This is a genomic window from Halanaerobium saccharolyticum subsp. saccharolyticum DSM 6643 (assembly GCF_000350165.1).
Classification (GTDB): Bacteria; Bacillota; Halanaerobiia; order Halanaerobiales; family Halanaerobiaceae; genus Halanaerobium; species Halanaerobium saccharolyticum.
Genome location: NZ_CAUI01000005.1, coordinates 176865 through 202391 on the forward strand (window position 1 = coordinate 176865; position 25527 = coordinate 202391).

Genomic DNA, 25527 nt, shown 5'->3' on the forward strand with positions numbered 1-25527 from the left:
TGCAAAAGTTGTCATAATATAGTAAACTTAATCCAAGTTAAATTATTCACAATTATAAGGAGGAAATTTTTATGTCAGATTATTACGATTATATGTTACCAACAGTTAATTTTATGGGTGCCGGTTGTGTAGAAGTAGTTGGAGAGAGATGTAAAATTTTAGGAGCTGAAAAAGTTTTATTAGTTACTGATGATTATTTAAACAGTTTAGAATCAGGACCAGTCCAGATAGTTGGAGATTATTTAAATAAATCTGGCTTAGAATATGTTATTTTTGATGGGGTAACTCCAAATCCTAAAGATAAAGATGTATATGCAGGATTAGAAATTTATGAAAAAGAAAATTGTGACATGATTGTTACAGTTGGTGGAGGAAGTCCACATGATTGTGGTAAAGCAATTGGGGTAGCAGCTACCCACGATGGTGACTTGTATCAGGATTATGCGGGGATTGAGAAACTAGAAAATGAAACACCACCGATGGTCTGTGTTAATACAACAGCGGGAACTGCTAGTGAAGTTACCAGACACGCTGTAATTACTGATACTTCTCAGACTCCAAATGTGAAATTTGTAATTGTTAGTTGGAGAAATACTCCTGATGTTTCAATAAATGATCCGGAGTTAATGGTTGATAAACCAGCTGGACTTACAGCAGCTACTGGAATGGATGCTTTAACTCATGCTTTAGAGACTTATGTTTCTACAGGTGCTAATCCTTTAACTGATGCAGCAGCCTTAGAGGCAATGAAGCTGATAGCTGAAAATCTGAGAAATGCTGTTTATAATGGTCAGGATATTGAAGCAAGAGAAAATATGGCTAATGCTTCAGTTCTTTCAGGTTTTGCTTTTAATAACGGTGGTTTAGGTTATGTTCATGCAATGGCCCATCAATTGGGTGGATTCTATGATATGCCGCATGGTATTGCAAATGCAATCTTACTTCCTTATGTAGAAAAGTTTAATTTAGGAGCTAAATTAGAACGTTTTGCAAAGATAGCAGAAATATTTGGTGTAAATACTGAGGGAATGTCTACAAGAGAAGCGGCAGAATCTTCTTTAGAGGCAATAAAACAGCTAGCTAAAGATATTGGAATTCCTACTTCTTTAAGTGAATCAAAATTTGATATTAAAAAAGAAGACTTTGAAGAAATGGCGAAATATGCATTAGAAGATGGTAATGCAGGAACTAACCCAAGAAAAGGAACTGTAGAACAGGTAAAATCTATTTTCGAAGATGCAATGTAAATGTTATATAAATATAAAGTCAATTATAATTTCATAGTATTATAATATTTGCCGGGTGAATTATTAATTTAATTTTACCCGGTATTTTTTTTGAGAAAATATAGATTATTAAATATATATTTGTGTTAGAGTATTAAAAATATTATAATAATAAGAGGAGGTGATAAATATTAATACTAATTATACTTTAAATGAATTAATTAATATTGAAATTTTACAGGGGATACAGGATAAATTTGCTGATGCAACAGGGTTAGCAGCTGTAATTGTTAATCGAGAAGGAATACCTGTCACAAGGCCCAGTAATTTTACTTCTTTTTGTAGTTCAGTTAGATCATGCAGCAAAGGATTTCAAAAATGCAAATTATCTGATTCTCAGGGAGGTATAAATGCTAAAGAACGTGGGAAACCAGCTCCTTATGTTTGTGAGCATGGTCTGATAGATGTTGCTGCGCCTATTATTTTGGAAAACAGTTTCATAGGTACTATTTTATGTGGACAGATAATTTCAGAAGAGGAAGGAAGAGAAAAAACACTAAATCGGGTTAAAGAAAGAGTTAAAGATCATGATATTGATTTTGAAATTTTAAAAGAAAAATTTAATGATCTTGAAGTTATGCCTCGTGAAAAAATAATAGCTGCAGCAGAGTTTCTTTCTTTATCAGCAAATTATATAGCTAAAATGGGATTAGTCAATATTTATCAACAAGAATTAATAGAAGAATCTAGGAATAGAAGACAATTAGAAGAGCATTTAAGGACTAAACAATTAAAAATACTACAATCACAAGTAAATCCTCATTTTTTATTTAATGTTCTTAATTCAATTGCAAGATTAGCTTTGATCGAAAATGCTCAAGAAACTGAAGATGTTACTTATGCTCTTTCTGATCTGTTAAGATATAGTTTGAGAAATATAGAAGAAATAGTCAATTTAGAGGATGAATTAAATTGTGTTAATGATTATATTGTAATTCAAAAAAAGCGTTATCGTGATCAATTTAAGTTTGAAATTGACATTGACAAAGAACTATATGATATAAATATTCCTTTATTATCTATTCAACCATTAATAGAAAATGCGATCATTCATGGGTTTAAGGAAAGAGACTCCGGGACTATTGAAATAAAAGCGAAAGTAGAGAAAGAAAAAGTTGTAATAATTGTTAAAGATGATGGCGGTGGAATAAGTAGTAATATTTTAAATAATATTTTAACTTCTGAAGATGAAAATAAAGAAAGAATAACTACTCATATTACTGGTATTGGAGTCAATAATGTGCATAAAAGATTAAATTATTATTTTGGTAATGAATATGGCCTTGAAATTAATAGTCAATTAGGTCAGGGAACAGAAGTTAAAATTAATCTACCCAAAAATAATGTTTAGTAATTATTTTTAAATTAAAATCCTTATTAAATTTATAAATTTATCCAAGCGTGGGAGGATTGTAATGTACAAAATAATGATAGTGGATGATGAGTATCTAGAAAGAAAGGCCCTTTCAATTATTTTAAAAAACAGATGCTCTGTAAAAGACATAGAAATAGTTGGAAAAGTTGCGAATGGTGAAGAAGCTATAGAAATTGCAAAAGAGAATGAAATCGACATTATATTTATTGATATTAGAATGCCCAAAAAGGATGGACTACAAGCTATAAAAGAAATAAAAAGTATTTTACCTGAGGCGAGATTTGTTATTATGACAGCTTATGATGAGTTTGAATATGTTCAAGAAGCATTAAAACTTAATATAGAAGAATATCTTTTAAAACCTGTAAAACCAGAAAAGGTAAATTCTGTAATAGAAAAAATAGTTGAAAAAATAAAAAAAAGAAGAGAAGAAGAGCAGGTAAAAGAAAAGTTGAAAGAAAAACTAGATATGGTGCTTCCCTATATTAAAATGTCTTTTGTTTTTGATCTTATTTTCTTAGATATAGATACTGTTGAAGAAATTAAAAATAGAACTAGCTTTTTTAATATAAATGATCTTCCTTCAGCTGTAATGATTGCTGATATAGATAAGTTTGCAAGAAGAACTGTTGATCAAGACGAAATAGAAAGACAGCTCTTAAAAAAGAAAGTTTTCAGTATAATAAAAGAATTTGCCGTTGATTATCCTTCTTTAATGATTGTTCCAATGTCAAGTGATAAAATTATAATATTGTATTTTGGTAATCAAATATATGATAATAAACATATAAAAAATTGGTTGAGGCAAATTGCTAATAAAATGGTAGATAATATCAAAGAAAGAACTAACTTTACAATTAAAATAGGAATAGGAAGTTATTATGATGATCCTAAAGTAGTTGGTCGATCTTATTATGAAGCTTTAGGAGCAATTAGAAATTCTTTTTTGCTGGGAGAAAGATCTGTAATTCATTGGGAAGATGTTAAAAATCAAGATTATGAAGACTTAGCTTATCCTTATGATATTGAGCGCAAATTATTAGAAAAATTAAAATCTAATAAAACAAATCAATTATTAGAGTTAATAGACACGCTTTTTGAAAATTGGCAGATAGATGATAATTTTAATTCAATGCTTGTAAAGTCCAGATTATTGGAATTATTGGGGGTTTTATCACGTTCAGCAGTAGAAGCAGGTGCAAACTATAAAGATGTTTCACCAGTAAATTATAAATATACGCAGCAGCTTTTTGATATTAATACTATAATTGATTTAAAAGAGTGGCTTTACTCATTATGTATTAAACTCTTTAAAAAAATTAATGAAGTAGATGAAAAGTTTAAAGAAAAGATAATTTATGGTGGGGTTAAATATATTAATTTGAATTATACAAATGATATTTCTTTAAGTGAAGCAGCAGAAGTATCGAATTTAAGTGTGCATTATTTTAGCCGGGTTTTTAAAAAAGAAATGGGATGTACATTTAAAGAATATATTACAACATTAAGAATAGAATCAGCGAAGAGAAAATTAAAAAATGAAGATGAAAATATTTCTAATATAGCAAAAGAGGTTGGATATAATAATTCTGGATATTTTAGTAGAGTTTTTAAAGAATACGAAGGAATCTCACCTTCCACATATAGAAATTCTTAGAAGTTAATTGATGTCAATTATTTTTAGATTATAATAATTGGCATCTTTTTTTATGGATATTTATTATAATTTTATGTCATAAATATTAAAAAATATGTTATACGATAACTGCTGCGATATATTATAATTGTCAGAAAAATTATAATATAAAAAATATAACAAAAAGTTATGATAATAGCACAATTTTCTGTAAAGGTAATCATAAAGTTTTTGTTAATTATAAGTAGTAAGAGCAAAAAAATAATTAAATATTTTACAAATTTTATCAAGGAAGGGGGAAAGACAATGGGTAGAGAAGCTTTAGGGCTTGTTGAAACTATTGGTTTTGTAGCTGCTATAAAAGCTGCTGATGCTATGGTTAAGTCAGCGAATGTTAAATTAGTTGGGTACGAGAAAATAGGTTCTGGATTAATTACCGTTATGGTAAGAGGTGATGTCGGAGCTACCAAAGCTGCTACAGATGCCGGGGCTGCTGCGGGTAGAAAGGTTGGAGAAGTTGTCTCCGTACATGTAATTCCACGCCCCCATGAAGATGTAGATTTACTTCTTCAACAAGAATAAAAGAATAAAGACGGAGAGGAGGGTTAATTGATATGGATGATAAGAAGATTAATGAACTTGTTAATGAGGTATTAAACAGGATTCAAAAATCTGAAGATGAAAAAAGTACAGAAAAAAAAGTTGAAAAGAGCGCAAATAAAAAAGGTGGTGAAGCTAAATTGAATCTGGCTAATGAAGTAACTGAATTTATAGGAACAACTATTGGAGATACAATTGGTCTTGTTATTGCAAATCTTGATCCTAAATTAAGAGAAATGATGGGTATTGATAAAAAATATCGCTCTTTAGGTATTATTGGTGCGAGAACTGGTGCAGGTCCTCAGATATATGCTGCAGATGAAGCGGTAAAAGCTTCAAATACTGAGGTAGTAAAAATAGAGCTTCCAAGAGACACTAAGGGTGGAGCAGGTCACGGTTCCTTAATTGTCTTTGGAGCTGAAGAAGTTTCTGATGCTAGAAGAGCAGTCCAGGTATGTTTAGAAGAACTTGATCGTACATTTGGTGATGTTTATGCAAATGAAGCAGGTCACTTAGAGTTTCAGTATACAGCAAGAGCAAGTAAAGCATTAAATAAAGCTTTTGGTGCTCCTGAGGGTAAGGCATTTGGTATTAGTGTTGGTGCTCCAGCTGCAGTTGGGGTTGTTATGGCAGATGTAGCTGTAAAAGCAGCAACAATAGATGTTATTGGTTTTGCTAGTCCAGCAGATGGTACCAGTCTAACTAATGAGTGCATATTATTCTTCAGTGGTGATTCCGGTGCAGTTCGTCAGGCAGTAATTGCTGCAAGAGAAGTCGGATTAAAACTCCTCGGCAGTTTAGGTGATAAACCTGAATCAGTAACTAAACCATATATTTAAAAATGACTGCAGTATACTATCTTAAAAATTGTTTAAGGAGGGAAAAAATTGAAGAGATCCAAGCGATTTGAACTATTAGATCAACGTCCAGTCCATCAAGATGGATTTATTAAAGAATGGCCAGAAGCTGGCTTAGTAGCTATGGAAGGCCCAGAAGATCCAAAACCAAGTGTAAAAATAGAAAATGGCAAAATTGTTAACCTAGATGGCAAAAAGCGTGAAGATTTTGATATGCTTGATCAGTTTATTGCCGATCATACACTTGATATAGATATTATTGAAGATGTAATGGCTCAGGATTCCCGTGAGTTGGCCCATAAAATTGTTGATGTAAATGTGAGCAGAGATAAAGTAAAGAAATTAGGACTTGGTATGACACCTGCAAAAATGGTCGAAGTTGTGGGACATATGAATGTTGTAGAAATGATGTTTGCTGTGCAAAAAATGAGGGCCAGAAAAACTCCCTCAAATCAGTGTCACGTTACTAATGTAAAAGACCATCCAGCTCTACTTGCTGCAGATGCAGCTGAAGCAGCATTGCGTGGTTTTGACGAATTAGAAACAACAGTAGGTATTGTTAGATATGCTCCTTCTAATGCTATTTCCATTATGGTTGGTGGTCAGACCGGCCGCGGTGGAGTTTTAACTCAGTGTGCTGTTGAAGAAGCAATGGAATTAGAAATGGGGATGCGTGGTTTTACAGCTTATGCTGAAACAGTTTCAGTTTATGGTACAGAACAGGTATTTGTTGATGGTGATGATACTCCATGGTCGAAGAGTTTCCTAGCATCAGCTTATGCTTCTCGAGGATTAAAAATGAGATATACATCTGGTACTGGCTCTGAAGCAGAGATGGGTTTTGCTGATGGTAAATCAATGCTTTATCTTGAAGCCCGCTGTCTCTACATGACAAAAGGTGCAGGAGTTCAGGGCATTCAAAATGGTTCAATCAGTTGTGTTGGTGTTCCTGGTGCAGTTCCTTCTGGAGTTAGAGCAATGCTTGCAGAAAATTTAATTGCAATGCTGCTTGACCTAGAATGTGCATCTGGTAATGACCAGACATTTACTCACTCTCGTACAAGAAGAACAGCAAGAATGTTAATGCAGTTTTTACCAGGGACTGATTTTATCTTCTCTGGTTACAGTGCTGTTCCAAACTATGATAATATGTTTGCGGGTTCAACACATGATGTTGATGATTATGATGACTATTTGGTCCTACAGCGTGATCTCAAGGTTAATGGTGGATTAGTACCTGTAGATGAAGAAGATGTTATCAAAATAAGAAACAAGGGAGCTAAAGCTTTACAGGCAGTATTTAAAGAATTAGGGATGCCTGATATTACAGATGAAGAAGTAGAAGCTGCCACATATGCACATGGAAGTAAAGATATGCCTGATCGTGATGTAAGAGAGGACTTTAGAGGCATTGAAGATATGTTGAAAAGAGGTACTACTGGTGTAGCTATTGTGCAGGCTCTAGAAAAGAATGGATTTGAAGATGTTGCAGAGAACTTCTTTAATCTTCTAAAACAGAGAATCGCAGGAGATTATCTTCATACAGCTGCTATCTTTGATGAAAATTTCCACTGTATCAGTGCTGTAAATGATCAAAATGATTATGCTGGACCTGGAACTGGATATAGAGTATCAGATGAACTTTGGGAAAAACTAAAAGATATCAGATTTGCCAGAGATCCAGAAGACATTGGAGAATAAATTATATTATATGGAGGTGCAAAAATGCAGTTAAATGAAGATGCTATTCGCCAGATAGTTGTTGATGTGCTGTCGGGTATGTCTGATCAGGGCGGTAACTCTGAAACAAAATCATATTCTCCTGATAGATCAGGTAATATGGTTATCAGCGAAACAGGCCAAGCAGCAGAAGGCAGAAATAATGATGAAGTTGTAATTGCAATAGGTCCTGCTTTTGGAAATAAATTGTCAAAAACTATGATAGATGTTGACCATAGTGAGATATTAAGAGAAGTTATGGCTGGTATTGAAGAAGAAGGAATTAAGGCAAGAGTTGTTAAGAACTATATCACAGCTGATGTTGGTTTTATGGGACATCAGGCTGCACAAATTAGTGGTTCAGGTATTGGTATTGGATTACAGTCTAAAGGTACAATTTTAATACACCAGAAAGATTTAAATCCACTGGCCAACTTAGAACTTTTCCCACAGGCACCACTTGTAGATTTACCAACTTATAGACGGATTGGTAAAAATGCTGCCAGATATGCTAAAGGAGAAAATCCAGAACCTGTAACAACAAAAAATGATCAGATGGCCAGGCCAAAATATCAGGCAATATCTGCTGTGTTATACAATAAAGAAGTTAAGTATCTTGACCCAACTAAAAAAGTAGTAGAAATTGAAGTATCATTTAAATAATTTTTTAAAAATCAGGAGGTGGATTTAATGGATAAAGAATTAATAGAATCTATTGTACGTGATGTTCTCGGTAATTTTGAAGAATCAGGTAATTCAGCTTCTCCGAAAAGAGGTAGTGGATTAACTGCAAGAGATTATCCGATGGGTGAAAAAAGTAAGGATAAAGTTAAAACTCCTTCAGGACAAACATTAGATGATATTGAGTTTAAAAAGATAGTTTCTGGAGAAACACCTGGTTCCGAATTAAGAATTACTGCAGAAACACTTAATCATCAGGCAGAAATCGCAAGATCAGTGGATAGAGAGCAATTTGCTAAAAACTTAGAAAGAGCTGCAGAATTGACAAAGGTCGGAGATGAAAGAATTCTTGAAATATACAATGCATTACGTCCTTATCGTTCAACAAAACAGGATATGCTTGAGATTGCAGATGAATTAGAAAATGAATATGATGCTAAAATAAATGCTGCGTTTATTAGAGAGGCTGCTCAAGTATATGAAAAACGGAAGCGTCTAAAAGGTGATAGATAAGCTAATAACAGGTAGGTGGGATCATGGAATATATTGTAGGAGTTGATATCGGTAATTCCACTACAGAAGTAGCTGTAGCCAAGATTTTGAAGGAAAAGCAGAATATTGACTTTATATCACATGGTATATATAAGACAACTGGTTTAAAGGGTACAATCGACAACATAGAAGGTATTATAAGATCTTTAAATTCTGCACTAAAAAAAGTAGATCTTAACTATGAAGATATTACTCTAATTAGATTAAACGAAGCTACTCCTGTTATTGGTGATGTAGCAATGGAAACCATAACAGAAACAGTAATAACAGAGTCCACTATGATTGGGCATGATCCCTGGACACCAGGAGGAATTGGACTGGGTGTAGGATATACAATAAAAATAAATAATATAGACAGCTGCACAGCGGGTGATGATGTAATTCTTATTATACCAGGAGATGTAGATTTTGCAGATGCTGCTGAGATTATTAATAGGTCTATTGAGCGTGGTGTTAATATTAATGGAGCAGTAGCGCAAAAAGATGATGCAGTTTTGATAGTTAATCGTCTTGATATGCAGATTCCTGTAATAGATGAAGTTAAATATATTGATAAGATTCCACTTGCTAAAAAAGCAGCTGTGGAAGTTGCCAGACCAGGAGGAACAATTGAAAAACTGTCTAATCCATATGGAATTGCTACTATATTTGAATTGGATTCTGAAGATACCAAACATATTTTCCCGGTTGCTAGATCTTTAATTGGCAATAGATCTGCTGTTGTAATAAGAACCCCAGAAGGTGATATTGAAGAACGCAAAATACCAGCTGGTAAAATTACAATACTAGGAGATCGAGGAAAATCTGAAATAGGTGTAGATACCGGTGCAGAAGATATAATGGATTCACTGGAAAAAATACAACCTATAAAAGATGTTACTGGAGAATCAGGTACAAATGTTGGCGGTATGCTTGATCGAGTTAAAAAAACTATGAGCACGGTCACGGATCAGCCACTTTCAGATATCAAGATTAAAGATATTCTTGCTGTAAATACATTTGTTCCCAAAAAAGTTACAGGTGGTCTTGCAGAAGAGCATGCAATGGAGAATGCAGTTGGTCTAGCAGCTATGGTTAAAACAAGTCAGCTGCCTATGCAAAAAATAGCTGACAGATTAGAAGAAGAAACAAATGTGGATGTTGTTATTGCAGGTGTTGAAGCAAATATGGCTATCTTAGGAGCGCTTACAACACCTGGCACAGATAAACCGCTTGTTATACTTGATATGGGTGGTGGCTCAACTGATGCAGCGATGGTTACATCCAGAGATAAAATATATACTACACATCTAGCAGGTGCCGGTGATATGGTTTCGCTTTTAATTAATATTGAATTAGGACTCAATGATCTTAAATTAGCAGAACTTATCAAAGAAAATCCTCTTGCTAAAGTAGAAAGTGTATTTCACATAAGACATGAGGATGGAACTGTTAAATTCTTTGACCAGGCCTTAGATCCAAAATTATTTGGACGAGTTATTATTCTTGCTGATGATGAGAAGATTCCAATTCATTCTGATCATTCATTAGATAAGATCAGACAGGTTAGAAGAGAAGCTAAAAATGATGTTTTTGTAAGAAATTCAATAAGAGCATTAAAAAGAATCATTCCAACCGGTAATATAAGAGATATTGATTTTGTTGTTATGGTTGGCGGCTCTGCAAAAGATTTTGAAATTCCAACCTTAATATCTAATCGACTTTCTGAGTATAGTGTAGTTGCGGGAAGTGGAAATATTAGAGGTGTAATGGGACCCCGAAATGCTGTAGCTACTGGATTAGTGCTTTCCTATCTTGAAACGGAGGGAAGTGTCATAAATGGTTGATCAATCAAATAAACCTTCTGTTTATATAGGGCTGCAGAAAAAGTATGAATCTAATCATCTTTTTTATAATGTCTGTTATGGTTTAGAAGAAGAAGGAATACCCTTTGATTCTTATTTCAGTGAAGATAAGGTTAATCAAATTGCCCATGATGCAGCCCAGAAATCTAGACTTGGTGTAGGAATTGCTGTCGGAGATGATGACCAGATAGTAATTCAGCATAAAAAAATGAATGTTGACAATCCTTTTTTCAAAAAAAAGATTGAAAAATATTTTCAGGCAAAGATTATGGGCTCAAATGCAGCAAGACTGGTAAAAGGGATTCCGATTAAAGAAATTTCTAAAGAAGATGATTATTATACTATCAGCAAAAGTGAAGATACAGAAAATAATTCAGTTACTAAAAATATAGAAAAAAATACTACAAAAAGTGCAGAAAAAAATATAGCAAACAGTAACTCTGAAAACAACGAAAAATTAGATTCTAAAAAAAATATAGATTCTAACGATGAATCAGACGCTGTAAAAGAAATAACAAAACTAGTAATGGAAACACTAAAAAATATAGAAAATAGTAATTAAATAGCTTAGCAAAGGAAGGAGGGAATATGTCCAGAACTGCAATAGGAATGGTTGAGACTGTTGGACTACTTGCTGCTTATGAAGCTGCAGATGTAGCTGTAAAATCAGCTAATGTTAAATTAATTGGTTATGAAATAAGCAGAGGTGGTATGGTAGTTATTAAGTTTTCTGGTGATATAGGTGCAGTCAAGTCTGCAGTCGATGCTGCAGCAATAGCAGCATCTAGATTGGGTAAAGTATTTTCTTCCCATGTTATCCCAAGACCTCACCAGGATATCGATAAAAAAATGATCTTTACCGATGATACGGTGGGATATAAAAAAGATAAAAATCTTGCAGAAAATGTTGAAAAAACCTCGGAAGAATCTAAAGAAATAGTAGAAACTAAGGAAAGTAAAGAGGAAACTGAGGAGGCGGATATCGAAGATCAACTAAAAGATGTTGATTTAGACGAGCAGGAAGAAGAAATAGAGGCTGACACTCAAGAATCTGATGAAGAACTAGAAACAGAAGAAACTGAAGTTCTTGAATCTGAAGAAGAACTCGATTTAGAAGAAGATGATGATGAATCAGAATACGAAGAAGATGAATCAGAAGAAGAAATAGAAAAAGATGATGGAGACATATGTAACCTCTGTGGAGATCCAGACTGTCCGCGTAGAAAAGGAGAACTAAGAACAGACTGTATTCACTATGACGAAATTATGGGTACAGATGAATAAATAGAAGGAGGAATACAAAAATGAACGGTGAAGCTTTAGGTCTTATTGAAACTAAAGGGTTTATTGGAGCAGTTGAAGCTGCTGATGCAATGGTTAAAGCAGCTAATGTTAAACTTATAGGTTATGAAAAAATAGGTTCAGGTTTAATTACTGTTATGGTTAAAGGCGATGTTGGAGCAACTAAAGCCGCTACTGATGCAGGTGCAGCAGCAGCAGGTAGAGTTGGAGAATTGATTTCAGTTCACGTAATCCCAAGACCACATCAAGATGTAGAAACACTTTTACCTAAATTATTAGCAGAAGATGAGTTAGATGAATCACAATTATAAGATCTTCTTATAAATATAATCCCCCTTCATCATAATTTTGAGGGGGGATTAATAAAAAAAGTTTTTAATTTTTGATGGAGGATTATAACTAATATGGATAAATATGTGGAAAAAGCAAATTATACTTTAGATGTATTAGCAGACTTGATAGAAAATAAACCAAAAAAATTAGAGTATGAAGGTAAAATTAAGGCTGGTGTTGATCTGGGTACAGCTAATCTTGTTTTAACTTTTCTTGATGAAGAAAACAAACCTATTTTAGCTTCCAGTACTGAAGGTACAGTTGTCAGAGATGGATTAGTTGTAGATTATATTGGTGCTATGAAAATAGTTAGAAACATGAAATTAGAATTAGAAAGTATATTAAATAGAAAAATTGAATGTGCTGCAACTGCAGTACCCCCAGGTACTGGCGATAGAGATATTGATACATTTAAAAATGTTGTTCAGGGTGCAGGTTTTCAGGTGAAAGATGTTGTTGATGAGCCAACAGCAGCAGCAGCTGTACTTGGTATTGAAAGGGGAGTGGTTGTTGATATCGGTGGTGGAACAACAGGAATATCTATTTTACAAGAAGGTGAGGTTGTTTATACTGCAGATGAAGCAACTGGAGGTACCCATTTGAATCTTGTTATAGCTGGTGGTTTGAATATAAGTGTTGAAAAAGCAGAAAAGATGAAAAGATCTCCTGAACATCAATCAGAAATTTTCCCAATGGTTATTCCAGTTATAGAAAAGATTGCATCGATTATTAATAATCATATCGGAAAATATAAGGCAGAAACTGTATATCTTGTCGGTGGGACAAGTGCTATTGATGGCATAGAAAAAATTCTTGCAGATAGAACAGGTTTAAAGATAGTTAAACCTTCTCAACCATTACTGGTAACGCCCCTCGGTATTGCTTTTTATTGCAGTTAGTTGAGGATGGAGGTAAGAATATGGCTGAAGTAAGTGTTGAATTGATAAGTAGGATTGTAAAAGAAGTTTTAAAATCTCTTAACTTAAATGCAAATTCAAATTTTAACAAAAAGAAAATAACTGCTATTTTTACAGGAGGTAAAATAGATTATCAAAAAAGTATTGATCAGTTAAAAAAACTTGATAATAAATTAAAGCCAGACTGGCAGTTGATTTTTTCAGAAAGTGCAGAAGAAATTTTAGATTGCCAAAAAATTGCTGCAGAATTAGGAGCAGAAATAGTAGATGGCAAAGCGGCCCTAGCTAATATTAAAGATAGAGATTTAGTTATTGTTCCTATATTAACAATGAATTCTGCTGCAAAATTAGCTTCTCATATTTTAGATACTGATGCTATTTATTATACATTTAAATCATTAATATTAGGTATTCCAGTTATTGCAGCTAAAAATGCAGCAGATTTAAGTGGTGAAGGCTGGCAGAAATTTGGCCTGAATAAGATTTCTGGGACTCTGTTATCAGATAATCAAAAACATCTGGCAAAATTACAGAGTTATGGGATAAAAGTAGTTGATGCTTTAGATATTATCGAAACAGCCCAAAAAATATTTGATGATGAGAGTTATTCAAATGAGACTGTTCATGAAAAATTTGAAACCGAAAATGAAAAATTAAGTCGACCAACAGCTCAAAATACAGTTTTTTTAGACAAAAAAGTGATTACTTATAGAGAAATAAATCCTCTGGCAGAAAATATCGATATCGTACAGGTAAGAGAAGATGCTGTAATTACACCATATGCTAGGGATATTGCAGAAAATAAAGGGATGATAATATGCTCATAGCAAAAGTAGTTGGGAATGTAGTAGCTACTCAAAAAGATGAGGGTTTAGTAGGTACAAAGCTGCTTATTATTTGTCCACTATACGAAGAATTTAGAAAAGAAAAATGTGTGGTTGCAGTTGATAGTGTTGGGGCGGGGATTGGTGAAACAGTGCTTGTAGTTAAAGGAAGTTCAGCACGTTTAACAGACCACCTAAAAAGCAGTCCTATAGACCATGCAATAATAGGAATTATTGATGAAATTGAACTCGATGAATCGAGTTTCTAGGAGGTGGTAACTATGTCTTCTATTGCTACCAAAAGAGGTGATAAAGGGAAGACAAGTCTATTAAGTGGAGAAAGAGTACTAAAATCTGATCCACAGGTTGAGGCTTATGGTGTTATAGATGAATTGAATTCATGGCTTGGATTAATCAGAATAAAATGTCCTTATCAAGATATTAAAGATGTTATCTGTCAGGTGCAGAAAGATTTATTCATTTTATCTGCAGAATTAGCTTCTAGGCAGAAAAAATATAAAAAGAGAATTACTCCGGAAAATTTAAAGTATATTGATAAAAAATTAGATTATTATCAATCCAATTTTGATTTTCATGGTTTTACAATACCAGGACAGAGTGAATTGGGAAGCTATCTTGATATTAGCAGAACTATCTGCAGAAGAGCTGAAAGAAGAATGGCTTCTGCAGAATTAATAGAAGCTGTAGACTTTTCTGAATTAGTTCATAGTTATGTTAATAGACTATCTGATTTAATCTATATTTTAAGCAGAACATCTGATCGAAGATATTTAATTGACTTTGTTACTGAGAGAGTTTGTAGTATCTTGGAAAGCGAGGAATATTAAAATGGAAATAAATCTTAATATTGCTGAGAAAATATCTGAAAAATGTTTAGAAAAAGCAGAAAAAATTAATGTTCCAATGATTATTTCTATTGTAGGAGATGATGGTAGATTAATTATTTTTAAAAAAATGGATGGGGCACTCCCTGTTAGTATAAAAATTTCTCAAGCTAAAGCTTATACAGCTTATGCTTTGAAAATGAGAAGTGATAAGTTGGGCGAACTTTCGCAGCCTGGTAAAATGCTATATGGAATAGATACTGTTTGTGACAATATAGTTCTTTTTGGTGGCGGATTTCCACTAAAAGTAAATGGAGAAGTTATTGGAGCATTAGGAGTAAGTGGTGGTTCGGTTGAAGAAGATATGTCTGTAGCTGAAGCAGGAGTGAAATTTTTTAATAATCGCTATACTAATAGTTTATAGATATTTTTAAGGAGGTAGGAGGATGAATTTCAATAAAGAAGAGCTTTCTCAAATAATAAATAAAGTAATAGAAGAACTAGACCAAAAATCTTCTAGTTCTGCGGGAGATTATGGTGTTTTTAACTCAATGGATGCAGCCATAATTGCAGCCAAAAAAGCTCAAAAGGAACTCCAGGCTAATTTTTCTGTTCAAGATAGAGAAAAACTAATTAGAGCAATGCGAGATGAAGCATTAAAACATGTTGAAAAAATGTCAGAAATGGCTGTAGAAGAAACTGGTATGGGACGCTGTAAAGATAAAGTTATAAAAAATAAATTAGCAATCAATAAAACTCCAGGCACAGAAAATTTGAGAACAGAAGCTTACAGTGGTAAAAATGGCTTAAGTATTTTAGAAGAAGCACCATTTGGAGTAATTTGCTCGATCACTCCCTCAACAAATCCAAGTCCAACAATAATTAATAATGCAATAAGTATGATAGCAGCCTGTAACAGTGTTGTTTTTAACCCACATCCTGGTGCTAAAAAGGTTTCTCTATATGCAATGAAAATGCTTAATAAAGCGATTATTAATGCTGGTGGACCAGCAAATTTGCTTACAGCAGTTGCTGAGCCAACTCTACAGACTGTAGAAAAATGTATGAAAGATGAACGAATTAATATGCTGGTTGTTACTGGTGGACATGGTGTGGTAAATGCCGCACTTTCATCAGGTAAAAAAGCTATTGGTGCTGGAGCTGGTAATCCTCCTGTTTTAGTTGACGATACTGCAGACATTTCCAAAGCAGCAGCAGATATTGTTAAAGGAGCAAGTATAGATAACAATGTATTATGTACTTCAGAAAAAGCAATAGTGGTCTTAGATTCAATTGCAGATGATTTAATTGCATGTATGATAGCTAATAATGCTCAATTAGTTACAGATATTAAGGCACTTGAAGATTTAGTATTAACTGAAGATGGCGGCATAAATAAAAATTATATTGGTAAAGACGCAGCCTATATTTTAGAAAAAGCAGGAATAAAACCTACAAATGAAGATCTGCGTTTAGTAATCTTTGAAACTGATATAGATCATCCTCTGGTAAGAAAAGAGCAGTTAATGCCTGTAACTCCTATTGTTCGTGCTAAAAACTTTGAAGAAGCAATGGATATGGGTGTTAAAATTGAAAATAGTAATCGACATTCTGCAATTATTCATTCCAAGAATGTTGATAACTTAACAGCATTTGCTAAAAGAATTGGCACAACTATTTATATAAAAAATGCTCCTTCTTATGCTGGGTTGGGTGCAGGTGGCGAAGGTTTTTCATCCTTTACAATTGCTGGGCCAACTGGGGAAGGAATAACTTCTGCAAGAACCTTTACTAGAAAAAGAAGATGTGTTTTAGTAGATGGATTTTCAATAATATAAAGTGTAGCTGATTTTTGATTTGATTAAGGTATTGAGAGGGGTTGTAATATGAGCCTTATTGAAAAAATAGCAAAGGCGGGGGTGGTTGGAGCTGGCGGTGCCGGTTTTCCTACTCACGTTAAATATGACACTAAAGCTGAATATTTAATAATAAATGGAGCTGAATGTGAGCCATTATTACGCTCTGATAAATTTATGATGAGTAATTTCCCTGAAGAAATAGTTGAGGGTGTAAAAATGGTTGCAGATAGTATTGGAGTCGAGCATACAGTTTTTGCAATCAAGAAAAAATATGAAAATGAATATGCATGCCTAAAAAGAGTTATCGATGATAAGGGATATGATATTGAATTTTTTTTAATGGAAAGTTTTTATCCTGCTGGTGATGAACATACTATGGTTTTAGATATTACCGGAAGGGTTGTACCTGAGATGGGCATTCCATTAGAAGTTGGATGTGTAGTTACTAATGTTGGAACTATATATAATAGTTACCTTGCAAATCAGGACAAAGCTGTCATGGATAAATATGTTTCAGTTCTGGCAGAAGTAAATGAGCCAAGAATAGTAAAAGTTCCGATTGGGACTCCCGTAGAAGAATGTATTAAAGCAGCAGGCGGAAGTACTCTGGATGAATTTGCAGTGATTATCGGTGGCCCAATGATGGGCGAGAATTTAGTTGAAAAAAATGATATTGATAATGCAGTAATCACAAAAACAGATGGTTCTGTAATTGTTCTTCCTAAGGATCAATTTGTTATAGAAAGAAATCAGCAGAGTATGGAACACATTAAAAATAAAGCAAAAGCTGCCTGTATCCAGTGTACCCTCTGTACAGAATACTGTCCGCGTTATTTAAATGGTCATGCTTTAGAACCACATAGAATAATGAGAGCCTTAGCTTATGAAGAGGTTAATTCAGCTGAAATTTTTAAATCAGCTCAGCTTTGCTGTTTATGTGGAATATGTGAACTTTATGCTTGTCCAATGGGGTTATCTCCAAGACTGGTTAATGAGTATTATATCGAAAAAGTTGATGAAAAATATGAAAGCAATAAAACTGAGTATGAACCTCATCCAATGCGTGGGTATAGAAAAATACCGACGGATAGACAGATGGCAAGATTAGATTTAACCAAATATAATCATCAGGAACTTTATGAATTATTAGAATTAGAAGTGAATGAGGTTATAATTCCTTTAAGTCAGCATATTGGTGCACCTGCAGAGTTAGCTGTAAGTGAAGGTCAAAAAGTTGAAAGAGGAGATTTGATTGGCAGAGCCAAAGAAAATGCTTTAAGTGTTAATATTCATGCAAGTATAAGTGGAACAGTAAAAAAGGCAGATTACACTAAAGTAATCATAAGTAGAAGTGCAGAGGTGGTATTATGATAAGAACAATTGGCATGCTTGAATTTAATTCCATAAGTCAGGGGATTAAAGTGGCAGATGTTATGAAAAAAGCTGCTGATGTAGATTTGATTCTGGCCCAGCCGAATTGTCCTGGTAAATATACAATTTTGATTTCGGGTGATGTGAGTGCTGTTAAAACATCAATTTCTTCAGGAAAAGAAGCTTCAGGACCATTTTTAGTTGACGATATGATAGTATCAAGAATTCATGAAGATTTGATTAGTGCTATTAATGGAACAACTGAAGTAGAAGCTGTTAATGCTGTTGGAGTACTGGAATATTTCTCTATGCCGAGTGCTATTATAGGTGCAGATGCTGCTGCAAAGGCATCTGATGTTAAGCTTATACAGGTTAGATTAGGAACAGGGCTTGGAGGTAAAGCATATGTTAGCTTTACTGGGGATGTGAGTGCTGTCCAACAGGCTTTAAATGCAGCTGAAGCAGTAACTTATGGCAATGGAATGCTTTATAATAAAGTATTTATTTCTTCACCAGATAAGGATGTATTTAAGACATTATTATAAAATGGTTTATTAAAAGTGTATTAGTCATAGAAGGGAAAGGTGTTTATGAATGTTTTCGTGCTGAATTGTGGAAGTTCTTCTTTAAAATATCAGTTAATAAATATGAAAAATGAAAAAGTTATCGCTCAAGGGTTGGTTGAAAAAATTGGCGAAGAAATTTCATTTTTAAAACATACTTCTAACTGTGACGAAATAGTTATTGAAGAAAATATTAAAGATCATAACCAGGCAATTGAGCTCGTTTTAGAAGTTCTTCAGAGCAGAGAACATGGTGTTATAGAAAATATGGATGAAATCAATGTTGTTGGCCATAGAGTTGTACATGCAGGTGAAAAATTTTCTGGTTCAGTATTAATCACTAAGGCAGTGATAGATGCACTTCGAGAAAATATTAAACTGGCTCCACTTCATAACCCTGCAAATATTATAGGTATTGAAGTTAGCAAAAAATTAATGCCTAAGACTCCTGATGTTGGAGTCTTTGATACAGCATTTCATCAATCAATGCCTGCTGAATCTTTTCTCTATGCTCTGCCTTATGAGTGGTATCAAGAAAATGGAGTCCGGAGATATGGATTTCATGGGACTTCTCATAAGTATGTTTCTGAGCGTGGTGCAGAAATTTTAAATAAAGAATATTATGACCTGAAAATAATCACCTGTCATTTGGGTAATGGTGCTAGTGTGGCAGCTATAGATCACGGTAAGGTTATTGATACAAGTATGGGTCTCACTCCCTTAGAAGGTCTTGTTATGGGGACAAGACCAGGCGATTTAGACCCGGGTATAATTCCATATATAATGAAAGAAAGAAACATGACAATTGAAGAGGTAGATCAGGCTTTTAATAAAGCAAGTGGAGTACTCGGTATCTCTGGTTTAAGTAATGATTTTAGAGAACTAACTGAAGCTGCAGAAAAGGGGAACAAACGGGCAGAGCTTGCTATTGATATTTTCTGTAGAAGGGTAAAAAAATATATTGGAGCTTATATAGCTTTAATGGATGGAGTTGATCTTTTGATTTTTACTGCAGGTATTGGAGAAAATGCAGTAGATGTTAGAGCTAAAATACTATCCAATCTTGAAAATTTGGGAATAATAATTAATCAAGATAAGAACAAAAGTAGAGGAAAAGAAATAAAAATCAGTTCAGATTCTTCAGCTGTTGATGTATATATAATTCCTACAAATGAAGAATTAGTTATAGCAAGAGAAGCTAAAAAAATTATAGAAAATAACATAAAAAATTTAATTATTGATATTCTTAATGAAAACAATTAATATCACTAAGTAAAATCAATTTAGTTTAAAGAGATACTGGAAAGGTATAGAGTTGAAAAGGACTGACTGGGGGAGGCTAAGTGATGCTGTTAAATGATCTGATTAAAAAAGAAGATGCAGCAAAATATATAAAGGAAAATACAGATTTATTTAAACCAAACAGCAGAATTACTGCCTCTAACCTGCATTCTCAAAGTTTAAGTGTAAATAGTCTTGCTAATAATTTGATTTTACTTGAAGATAAAGAGAATCATAAAAAGGTTATTTTTAAACAGGTATTACCTTTTGTTAGGCAGGCTGCAGAAGATAATGTATATATACCACTGCCTAAAGAGAGGATATATTCGGAGTATTTTTCAATAAAGTTAATGGGGTTAATTTGTCCAGGATATGTACCTAAAATATATTATTTTGATCGAGAAAAAAATATTCTTTTAATTGAATATATTTATGGGTTTGAGATTTTAAGAAGTGCATTTATCAGGGGTAAAAAATTTGATCATCTGGGAAAACAACTAGGTGAATTTTTAGCAAAAAAAGATTTTTTCACTTCAAAATTATTTTTAGAAATAGAAGATTTTAATATATTATCTGATTTTTTTAATAAATCTAAAGGTATTGAAGTATGGGATAAGCTTCTTTTTAGGGGGTCACTGCTTGAAGCTTTAAATAAGGAGATAAATCCTCTTTTAAAAGAAAAAATTGAAGTATTTAGAAATAAAGAATTTGTTATAAAAGAAGTTGAAAAAATAAGATCAATATTTAAAAGCAAAAAGCAGTGTTTAGTTCATGCAGATTTACATACCTCAAATATTTTTGTATGTAAAGATAAAATTAAAATATTTGATAGTGAATATGCAATGTATGGGCCAGCATCTTATGATATGGCAAGATTATTATCAAATATAATATTAAATTACAGCTCAATAATTGGAATGGAGTATGACCCAAAGAAAAAAGATTACCAGGATTATTTATTAAATTTACTTGAAGAGATTTATAATAAATATAAAAACAAATATTCTGATTTGGTAAAAAAACATTCTGATTGTAATGATTTGTATTTAAATAATTATTTTAAAGAATATTTATCTGAAGTTATTTCCCTAACTGCCTGTACTATTATTATGAGAATTTATGAGGCTGGTTTATGTCTTGATTTTAAACAAATATCTAATTTAAAAACAAGAGCAGTTGGTCAGGGCTTTATTATTGAACTTGCTGAAGAACTTTTTGCTAAGAATAAAGACTTAAAAACTATTAAAGAATTCAAAAATTTTATTAGTAAATTAAGTTTAGAGTATCAGGTGCGAAGTATTGTTGATTTATTAGTTGAAACAACTGATAAGTTAACTCCAAAAAAAATAATAAGCTAAAAAAATATTCAGGTGATTTTTAAAGCTGAAGTTTAAATTCTTTAAAAATAGATATACAAGTAACTAAAAAAGGAGGAAAGAAATTGAAAATTAAGGAAAATGAATTAGATAAAATTGTAAATCAAGTAATAAGTTCACTAAATAATAAACAGAACTCTAATGATTTTAATACTAAAATTAATTATGGGATTTTTTCAACAATGGATGAAGCTATAGCTGAAGCAGTAAAAGCACAAGCATGTCTTCAGTTAAATTATTCTACTGAAGCAAGGGAAAAAATTATTAAATCTATCAGAAAAAACGTTTCAAAACACGTAGAAAAAATATCTGAAATGGCTGTGGAAGAAACAGATATGGGGCGTATTGAAGATAAGATAATTAAAAACAATTTAGCAATAAATAAGACTCCTGGTACAGAAGATTTAAGAACTGAAGCTTTTAGCGGAAAAAAAGGGTTAACAATTGTAGAAGAAGCTCCCTTTGGAGTAATCTGTTCTATTGCACCTGTTACAAATCCAACAGAAACTATTATTTCTAATGCTATATCAATGATTGCATCTTGTAATGGAGTTGTTTTTAATAGTCATCCAGGAGCTAAAAAAGTTTCTAAATATATTATTGAAGTATTAAATAAGGTAATTATGGAGGCGGGGGGACCAGAAAATTTACTGACTGCTGTTAATGAGCCAACTCTTCAAACAGTAGAAAGTTGTATGAGAGATGACAGAATTGCAATGATCGTTGCAACAGGTGGCCCTGGTGTAGTTAATGCTGCTCTTTCGTCAGGAAAAAAAGCCATTGGCGCTGGAGCTGGTAATCCGCCTGTTTTAGTTGATGACACAGTTGACTTAAAAAGGGTTGCAAAAGATATTATAAATGGGGCGAGTTTTGATAATAATCTGCCCTGCACCTCAGAAAAAGCTATTGTTGCTTTAGAAAGCATTGCTGATTCTTTATTAAATGAGATGACTAATCAAAATGCGCAGCTAGTACATGATATAAAAGCTTTAGAAAGAGTAATTTTAAATGATGATGGTTCAATTAATAAAGCTTTAGTTGGAAAAGATGCAGCTTTTATTTTAAATAAAGCCGGCTTGAAAGCAAAAAGCGAAGATCTACGTTTGGTAATTGTCGATGTAGATTTAAGGCATCCATTTGTTCAAAAAGAACAATTAATGCCAGTTATTCCTCTAGTTAGAGCTAAGAATTTTAATGAAGCAATGGAGATGGGAGTTGACATTGAAGAAGGGAATCGTCATACTGCAATTATTCATTCTAAAAATGTAGATAATCTAACAAAATTTGCAAAGAAAATTGAAACAACTATCTATGTAAAAAATGCGCCTTCATATGCTGGTATTGGAGCTGGTGGAGAGGGATATGCTACCTTTACTATTGCAGGACCTACTGGAGAAGGATTAACTTCTGCTAGAAGTTTTACTAGAAAAAGAAGATGTGTATTAGTGGATGGTTTTTCCATTATATAAGTCATTAGTTTTTAATTGAGAAGGTCACTAATATAAGTCGGATTACATTTTTGTAGAGTAGTATTTTAATTTTCAGTAGGGGGTGGATTAATGAGTTTATTTAATTTTGAATTTCAAATAAAAACAAAAATAATATTTGGTGAAAATAAAATAGAAAAATTAAATGATAGCTTAGAATCTTTTGGAGTAAAAAGAATTATGCTAGTTGTCGATAAAGGAATTATAGAAGCTGGATTAATTGATAAGGTTGAAAAAATACTTAAGAAATCTGACTTTGAGTATTTTATTTTTGATCAAGTAAAACCGGACCCAACTATTGAGATAGTCAATTCTGGGATTAAATTTCTTTTAGAAAATAAGGTAGATGCTTTAGTAGCAGTTGGCGGAGGTAGCCCTATTGATACAGCTAAAGCAATTAGAGCTTCGTTTTCAAATGTGGAATTAGCCGATAAAATAAGTGTTGATAAATTACCTTTAATTACAATCCCTACTACTTCTGGTTCCGGAAGTGAAGTTACTAAAGCAGTTGTAATAAAAGATGAAAATACTAAAAAGAAATTTGCTGTAGCTGATGAAAATCTAGCGCCAGATATTAGTATTGTTGACCCTATTATGACTAAAACATTACCACCACAATTAACTGCAATTGGTGGAATGGATGCACTAAGTCATTGTATCGAATCATATGTTTCTCATGCTGCAGTTTTGCCTTTTGAAATGATTGCAACCAAAGGGATTGAGATGGTAAAAAACTATCTTAGACCTGCTGTAGGAAATGGAAATAATATGGAAGCACGAGCAGGAATGTCACTTGCCAGCTTATTCGGAGGTATTTCATTAAGTAACTGTGGATTAGGACTGGTACATGCAATTTCTCATCCTTTAGGGGGTCAATTTAATATTCCTCATGGTTTAGCAAATACAATGATTTTGCCATATGTTATGGAGTTTAATATTATTGCCAATCCAGCTAAATTTGCTAATATTGCATATTTATTTGGGGTAAATATTGAAAATATGACTGAAATGGAAGCAGCCTGTAAAGGGATAGAAGAAATAAAAAAAATCAAAAAAGATATTGGTTTAGATTATAGTTTAAATGATTTTGGAGTAGATAAATTTGAGTATATAGCAGAATTAGCTCTAAAAGAAAAATTAATGTTAAAAAGTAATCCACGCTCTATAGAAAAAAAAGATATTATAAAAATATTGAGAAGAGCTTATTGATATTTTGATAAAGGATAGATAATATGAATAACTTAATTTCTGGAGGAGATAACATGTCCGAATCAAATAATAGAAAAGACAGAGTAATACAAGAATATGTTCCAGGAAAACAGGTGACTCTGGTTCATTTAATTGCCCATCCTTCAGCTGATATTTATAAAAAAATTGGTTTAAATGAACAACACGAAGCTCTAGGAATTTTAACTATTACTCCAAGTGAAGCGGCTATAATTGCTGCAGATTCTGCAAGTAAAAATGCAGATATAAAAATTGGGTTTATTGATCGTTTTAGTGGTTCTTTAGTAATAAGTGGAAAAGTATCAAGTGTTGAATCTGCTCTTAAAAATATTTTAAATTTATTAGAAAATGTTTTAGGCTTTGACATAACAGAAATCACGAGGTCATAAGGCATGAAAGATATAATTTTGATTGGTGGCACAAAAGCCGGTAAAACTACTTTATTAAGAGTATTGAAGGGAAAAAAATATCAAGAAATTGATATTAGAACCCAAAGTTTAGAGTTTGAAGAGCAAGTTATAGATACCCCGGGAGAATATATAGAAAACAGACAGTATTACACAGCTTTAATTTCAGCTGCTCAAGAAGCTAAAATAATTGCTTTAATAGCCGATGCTACTGCAGACCAGTTTTTTTTCCCACCTACATTTGCTTCAATATTTGCTAGACCTGTAATTGGGATTGTAACTAAAACTGATGCAGAAGAGGCTGATATCGAATACGCTAAAGATATCTTGGAAATGGCAGGAGCTGAAAAAATATTTTTAACTAGTTCTTTGACTGGAAAAGGAATTGATAAATTATCAAATTACATCTCAAATCAATAATTTGAAAGTGGATTAATGGTTTAGCAGTGAAAATTTTTAATATAGAGGTGATTAATAATGTTAGAATCAGAATTGAAAGCGCAAATTAAAAAAATAATTAAAGAAACTTTAGGAGAAGATATAAAATCAAGTACTAATAATGAAAAAACTGTAACATTAGAAGCATCAGGTAGACATGTTCATTTATGTCAGGATCATGTTGATCAGCTTTTTGGTAAAGGATATAGACTAACTCCAAAAAGGGAGTTATCTCAACCAGGTCAATTTCTTGCGGAAGAAAAAGTAAAATTAATTGGGAAAAAAGGAATAATTGAAAAGGCAGCAGTTTTAGGGCCGGCAAGATCACATTCTCAGGTAGAGCTTTCTAAAACAGATTCAATTCAGTTAGGAATTGATGCCCCATTAAGATTTTCAGGGGATATTAAAGATAGTGCTTCGGTTTTTATAGCTTCTGCTGAAAATGTAATTAAATTAGAAGAAGGAGTTATTATTGCAAAAAGACATATACATATGACTCCCGAAGATGCTGAAAAACTTGAAGTTAAAGATGGAGATATTGTTTCAATTGAAGCATTAACTGAGAGGCCAGTTGTTTTTAAAGATGTTCTTATTAGAGTTAATGAAGAATACAGCTTGAATATGCATATCGATTATGATGAAGCAAATGCATGTTTATTTTCTAAAGGAGACAAAGCAAGACTAATAAAATAATAATTCAAAAACTAGTATGTTCATTATTTTGTTTCTAAATAAATATTGTTATAC

General features: G+C 32.7%; 27 protein-coding genes. All 27 read left to right on the top strand.

Going from position 1 to position 25527, the window contains the following annotated elements:
- The first annotated feature begins 71 nt into the window (after positions 1 to 71).
- The gene (locus HSACCH_RS01300; protein WP_005487263.1) at positions 72 to 1247 is read left to right on the top strand and encodes an iron-containing alcohol dehydrogenase; all 1176 of its coding nucleotides are present in this window, start codon (positions 72 to 74) and stop codon (positions 1245 to 1247) included.
- A gap of 160 nt (positions 1248 to 1407) precedes the next feature.
- Complete coding sequence (locus HSACCH_RS01305; RefSeq protein WP_005487264.1) at positions 1408 to 2637, top strand: sensor histidine kinase; 1230 nt, start codon at positions 1408 to 1410, stop codon at positions 2635 to 2637.
- Between the two features lie 64 nt (positions 2638 to 2701).
- The gene (locus HSACCH_RS01310) at positions 2702 to 4318 is read left to right on the top strand and encodes a response regulator (RefSeq protein ID WP_005487265.1); all 1617 of its coding nucleotides are present in this window, start codon (positions 2702 to 2704) and stop codon (positions 4316 to 4318) included.
- Between the two features lie 285 nt (positions 4319 to 4603).
- Positions 4604 to 4879, top strand: a complete 276-nt coding sequence (locus tag HSACCH_RS01315; RefSeq protein WP_005487267.1) for a BMC domain-containing protein — start codon at positions 4604 to 4606, stop codon at positions 4877 to 4879.
- A 32-nt stretch (positions 4880 to 4911) separates the two neighbouring features.
- The gene (pduB, locus tag HSACCH_RS01320) at positions 4912 to 5736 is read left to right on the top strand and encodes a propanediol utilization microcompartment protein PduB (RefSeq protein ID WP_005487268.1); all 825 of its coding nucleotides are present in this window, start codon (positions 4912 to 4914) and stop codon (positions 5734 to 5736) included.
- A 48-nt stretch (positions 5737 to 5784) separates the two neighbouring features.
- Entirely contained in the window at positions 5785 to 7455 is a 1671-nt protein-coding gene (locus tag HSACCH_RS01325) for a propanediol/glycerol family dehydratase large subunit (protein WP_005487269.1), read from the top strand.
- Between the two features lie 24 nt (positions 7456 to 7479).
- Positions 7480 to 8136 carry a propanediol/glycerol family dehydratase medium subunit gene (locus HSACCH_RS01330; protein ID WP_005487270.1) on the top strand — a complete coding sequence of 219 codons (657 nt, stop codon included), beginning with the start codon at positions 7480 to 7482 and terminating at the stop codon, positions 8134 to 8136.
- A gap of 27 nt (positions 8137 to 8163) precedes the next feature.
- Positions 8164 to 8667, top strand: a complete 504-nt coding sequence (locus HSACCH_RS01335) for a diol dehydratase small subunit (RefSeq protein ID WP_005487271.1) — start codon at positions 8164 to 8166, stop codon at positions 8665 to 8667.
- A 23-nt stretch (positions 8668 to 8690) separates the two neighbouring features.
- The gene (locus HSACCH_RS01340; protein ID WP_005487272.1) at positions 8691 to 10532 is read left to right on the top strand and encodes a diol dehydratase reactivase subunit alpha; all 1842 of its coding nucleotides are present in this window, start codon (positions 8691 to 8693) and stop codon (positions 10530 to 10532) included.
- On the top strand, positions 10525 to 11112 hold the full coding sequence (locus tag HSACCH_RS01345; protein ID WP_005487273.1) for a glycerol dehydratase reactivase beta/small subunit family protein: 588 nt from the start codon (positions 10525 to 10527) through the stop codon (positions 11110 to 11112). The genes HSACCH_RS01340 and HSACCH_RS01345 overlap by 8 nt, the downstream gene beginning before the upstream one ends.
- Positions 11113 to 11138: 26 nt before the next feature.
- Entirely contained in the window at positions 11139 to 11834 is a 696-nt protein-coding gene (locus HSACCH_RS14215; protein ID WP_005487274.1) for a BMC domain-containing protein, read from the top strand.
- A gap of 20 nt (positions 11835 to 11854) precedes the next feature.
- Entirely contained in the window at positions 11855 to 12163 is a 309-nt protein-coding gene (locus HSACCH_RS01355; RefSeq protein ID WP_005487275.1) for a BMC domain-containing protein, read from the top strand.
- Positions 12164 to 12256: 93 nt separating this feature from the next.
- Positions 12257 to 13084: an ethanolamine utilization protein EutJ gene (gene eutJ / locus HSACCH_RS01360; RefSeq protein WP_005487276.1), complete on the top strand. Its 828-nt coding sequence runs from the start codon at positions 12257 to 12259 to the stop codon at positions 13082 to 13084.
- Between the two features lie 20 nt (positions 13085 to 13104).
- Positions 13105 to 13929 carry a hypothetical protein gene (locus tag HSACCH_RS01365; RefSeq protein WP_005487277.1) on the top strand — a complete coding sequence of 275 codons (825 nt, stop codon included), beginning with the start codon at positions 13105 to 13107 and terminating at the stop codon, positions 13927 to 13929.
- Positions 13920 to 14195, top strand: a complete 276-nt coding sequence (locus tag HSACCH_RS01370) for a EutN/CcmL family microcompartment protein (protein ID WP_005487278.1) — start codon at positions 13920 to 13922, stop codon at positions 14193 to 14195. The genes HSACCH_RS01365 and HSACCH_RS01370 overlap by 10 nt, the downstream gene beginning before the upstream one ends.
- Positions 14196 to 14207: 12 nt before the next feature.
- On the top strand, positions 14208 to 14774 hold the full coding sequence (locus HSACCH_RS01375) for a cob(I)yrinic acid a,c-diamide adenosyltransferase (protein WP_005487279.1): 567 nt from the start codon (positions 14208 to 14210) through the stop codon (positions 14772 to 14774).
- A gap of 1 nt (position 14775) precedes the next feature.
- On the top strand, positions 14776 to 15195 hold the full coding sequence (locus tag HSACCH_RS01380) for a GlcG/HbpS family heme-binding protein (RefSeq protein ID WP_005487280.1): 420 nt from the start codon (positions 14776 to 14778) through the stop codon (positions 15193 to 15195).
- A 22-nt stretch (positions 15196 to 15217) separates the two neighbouring features.
- The gene (locus HSACCH_RS01385; RefSeq protein ID WP_005487281.1) at positions 15218 to 16609 is read left to right on the top strand and encodes an aldehyde dehydrogenase family protein; all 1392 of its coding nucleotides are present in this window, start codon (positions 15218 to 15220) and stop codon (positions 16607 to 16609) included.
- 48 nt (positions 16610 to 16657) lie between these two features.
- Entirely contained in the window at positions 16658 to 18001 is a 1344-nt protein-coding gene (locus HSACCH_RS01390; RefSeq protein ID WP_005487282.1) for a 4Fe-4S dicluster domain-containing protein, read from the top strand.
- On the top strand, positions 17998 to 18546 hold the full coding sequence (locus tag HSACCH_RS01395) for a BMC domain-containing protein (protein WP_005487284.1): 549 nt from the start codon (positions 17998 to 18000) through the stop codon (positions 18544 to 18546). Before HSACCH_RS01390 ends, HSACCH_RS01395 begins: the two co-directional genes overlap by 4 nt.
- A 45-nt stretch (positions 18547 to 18591) precedes the next feature.
- Positions 18592 to 19827 carry an acetate/propionate family kinase gene (locus tag HSACCH_RS01400; protein WP_005487285.1) on the top strand — a complete coding sequence of 412 codons (1236 nt, stop codon included), beginning with the start codon at positions 18592 to 18594 and terminating at the stop codon, positions 19825 to 19827.
- 83 nt (positions 19828 to 19910) lie between these two features.
- Positions 19911 to 21203 carry a phosphotransferase gene (locus tag HSACCH_RS01405; RefSeq protein ID WP_005487287.1) on the top strand — a complete coding sequence of 431 codons (1293 nt, stop codon included), beginning with the start codon at positions 19911 to 19913 and terminating at the stop codon, positions 21201 to 21203.
- Between the two features lie 83 nt (positions 21204 to 21286).
- On the top strand, positions 21287 to 22690 hold the full coding sequence (locus HSACCH_RS01410) for an aldehyde dehydrogenase family protein (RefSeq protein WP_005487288.1): 1404 nt from the start codon (positions 21287 to 21289) through the stop codon (positions 22688 to 22690).
- A gap of 90 nt (positions 22691 to 22780) precedes the next feature.
- Entirely contained in the window at positions 22781 to 23917 is a 1137-nt protein-coding gene (locus HSACCH_RS01415) for an iron-containing alcohol dehydrogenase (protein WP_005487289.1), read from the top strand.
- 53 nt (positions 23918 to 23970) lie between these two features.
- Positions 23971 to 24324 carry an ethanolamine utilization microcompartment protein EutS gene (eutS, locus tag HSACCH_RS01420; RefSeq protein ID WP_005487290.1) on the top strand — a complete coding sequence of 118 codons (354 nt, stop codon included), beginning with the start codon at positions 23971 to 23973 and terminating at the stop codon, positions 24322 to 24324.
- Between the two features lie 3 nt (positions 24325 to 24327).
- Positions 24328 to 24762, top strand: coding sequence for a EutP/PduV family microcompartment system protein (locus HSACCH_RS01425; RefSeq protein WP_005487291.1), 435 nt, complete (start codon positions 24328 to 24330; stop codon positions 24760 to 24762).
- A gap of 57 nt (positions 24763 to 24819) precedes the next feature.
- Positions 24820 to 25473, top strand: a complete 654-nt coding sequence (gene pduL, locus HSACCH_RS01430; RefSeq protein WP_005487292.1) for a phosphate propanoyltransferase — start codon at positions 24820 to 24822, stop codon at positions 25471 to 25473.
- Positions 25474 to 25527 lie beyond the last annotated feature (54 nt).

Coding starts and splice junctions, on each gene's coding strand:
- HSACCH_RS01300 (WP_005487263.1), top strand. CDS start 72: ATGTCAGATTATTACGATTATATGTTACCAACAGTTAATTTTATGGGT.
- HSACCH_RS01310 (WP_005487265.1), top strand. CDS start 2,702: ATGTACAAAATAATGATAGTGGATGATGAGTATCTAGAAAGAAAGGCC.
- HSACCH_RS01315 (WP_005487267.1), top strand. CDS start 4,604: ATGGGTAGAGAAGCTTTAGGGCTTGTTGAAACTATTGGTTTTGTAGCT.
- pduB (WP_005487268.1), top strand. CDS start 4,912: ATGGATGATAAGAAGATTAATGAACTTGTTAATGAGGTATTAAACAGG.
- HSACCH_RS01330 (WP_005487270.1), top strand. CDS start 7,480: ATGCAGTTAAATGAAGATGCTATTCGCCAGATAGTTGTTGATGTGCTG.
- HSACCH_RS01335 (WP_005487271.1), top strand. CDS start 8,164: ATGGATAAAGAATTAATAGAATCTATTGTACGTGATGTTCTCGGTAAT.
- HSACCH_RS01340 (WP_005487272.1), top strand. CDS start 8,691: ATGGAATATATTGTAGGAGTTGATATCGGTAATTCCACTACAGAAGTA.
- HSACCH_RS01345 (WP_005487273.1), top strand. CDS start 10,525: ATGGTTGATCAATCAAATAAACCTTCTGTTTATATAGGGCTGCAGAAA.
- HSACCH_RS14215 (WP_005487274.1), top strand. CDS start 11,139: ATGTCCAGAACTGCAATAGGAATGGTTGAGACTGTTGGACTACTTGCT.
- HSACCH_RS01355 (WP_005487275.1), top strand. CDS start 11,855: ATGAACGGTGAAGCTTTAGGTCTTATTGAAACTAAAGGGTTTATTGGA.
- eutJ (WP_005487276.1), top strand. CDS start 12,257: ATGGATAAATATGTGGAAAAAGCAAATTATACTTTAGATGTATTAGCA.
- HSACCH_RS01365 (WP_005487277.1), top strand. CDS start 13,105: ATGGCTGAAGTAAGTGTTGAATTGATAAGTAGGATTGTAAAAGAAGTT.
- HSACCH_RS01370 (WP_005487278.1), top strand. CDS start 13,920: ATGCTCATAGCAAAAGTAGTTGGGAATGTAGTAGCTACTCAAAAAGAT.
- HSACCH_RS01375 (WP_005487279.1), top strand. CDS start 14,208: ATGTCTTCTATTGCTACCAAAAGAGGTGATAAAGGGAAGACAAGTCTA.
- HSACCH_RS01380 (WP_005487280.1), top strand. CDS start 14,776: ATGGAAATAAATCTTAATATTGCTGAGAAAATATCTGAAAAATGTTTA.
- HSACCH_RS01385 (WP_005487281.1), top strand. CDS start 15,218: ATGAATTTCAATAAAGAAGAGCTTTCTCAAATAATAAATAAAGTAATA.
- HSACCH_RS01390 (WP_005487282.1), top strand. CDS start 16,658: ATGAGCCTTATTGAAAAAATAGCAAAGGCGGGGGTGGTTGGAGCTGGC.
- HSACCH_RS01395 (WP_005487284.1), top strand. CDS start 17,998: ATGATAAGAACAATTGGCATGCTTGAATTTAATTCCATAAGTCAGGGG.
- HSACCH_RS01400 (WP_005487285.1), top strand. CDS start 18,592: ATGAATGTTTTCGTGCTGAATTGTGGAAGTTCTTCTTTAAAATATCAG.
- HSACCH_RS01405 (WP_005487287.1), top strand. CDS start 19,911: ATGCTGTTAAATGATCTGATTAAAAAAGAAGATGCAGCAAAATATATA.
- HSACCH_RS01415 (WP_005487289.1), top strand. CDS start 22,781: ATGAGTTTATTTAATTTTGAATTTCAAATAAAAACAAAAATAATATTT.
- eutS (WP_005487290.1), top strand. CDS start 23,971: ATGTCCGAATCAAATAATAGAAAAGACAGAGTAATACAAGAATATGTT.
- HSACCH_RS01425 (WP_005487291.1), top strand. CDS start 24,328: ATGAAAGATATAATTTTGATTGGTGGCACAAAAGCCGGTAAAACTACT.
- pduL (WP_005487292.1), top strand. CDS start 24,820: ATGTTAGAATCAGAATTGAAAGCGCAAATTAAAAAAATAATTAAAGAA.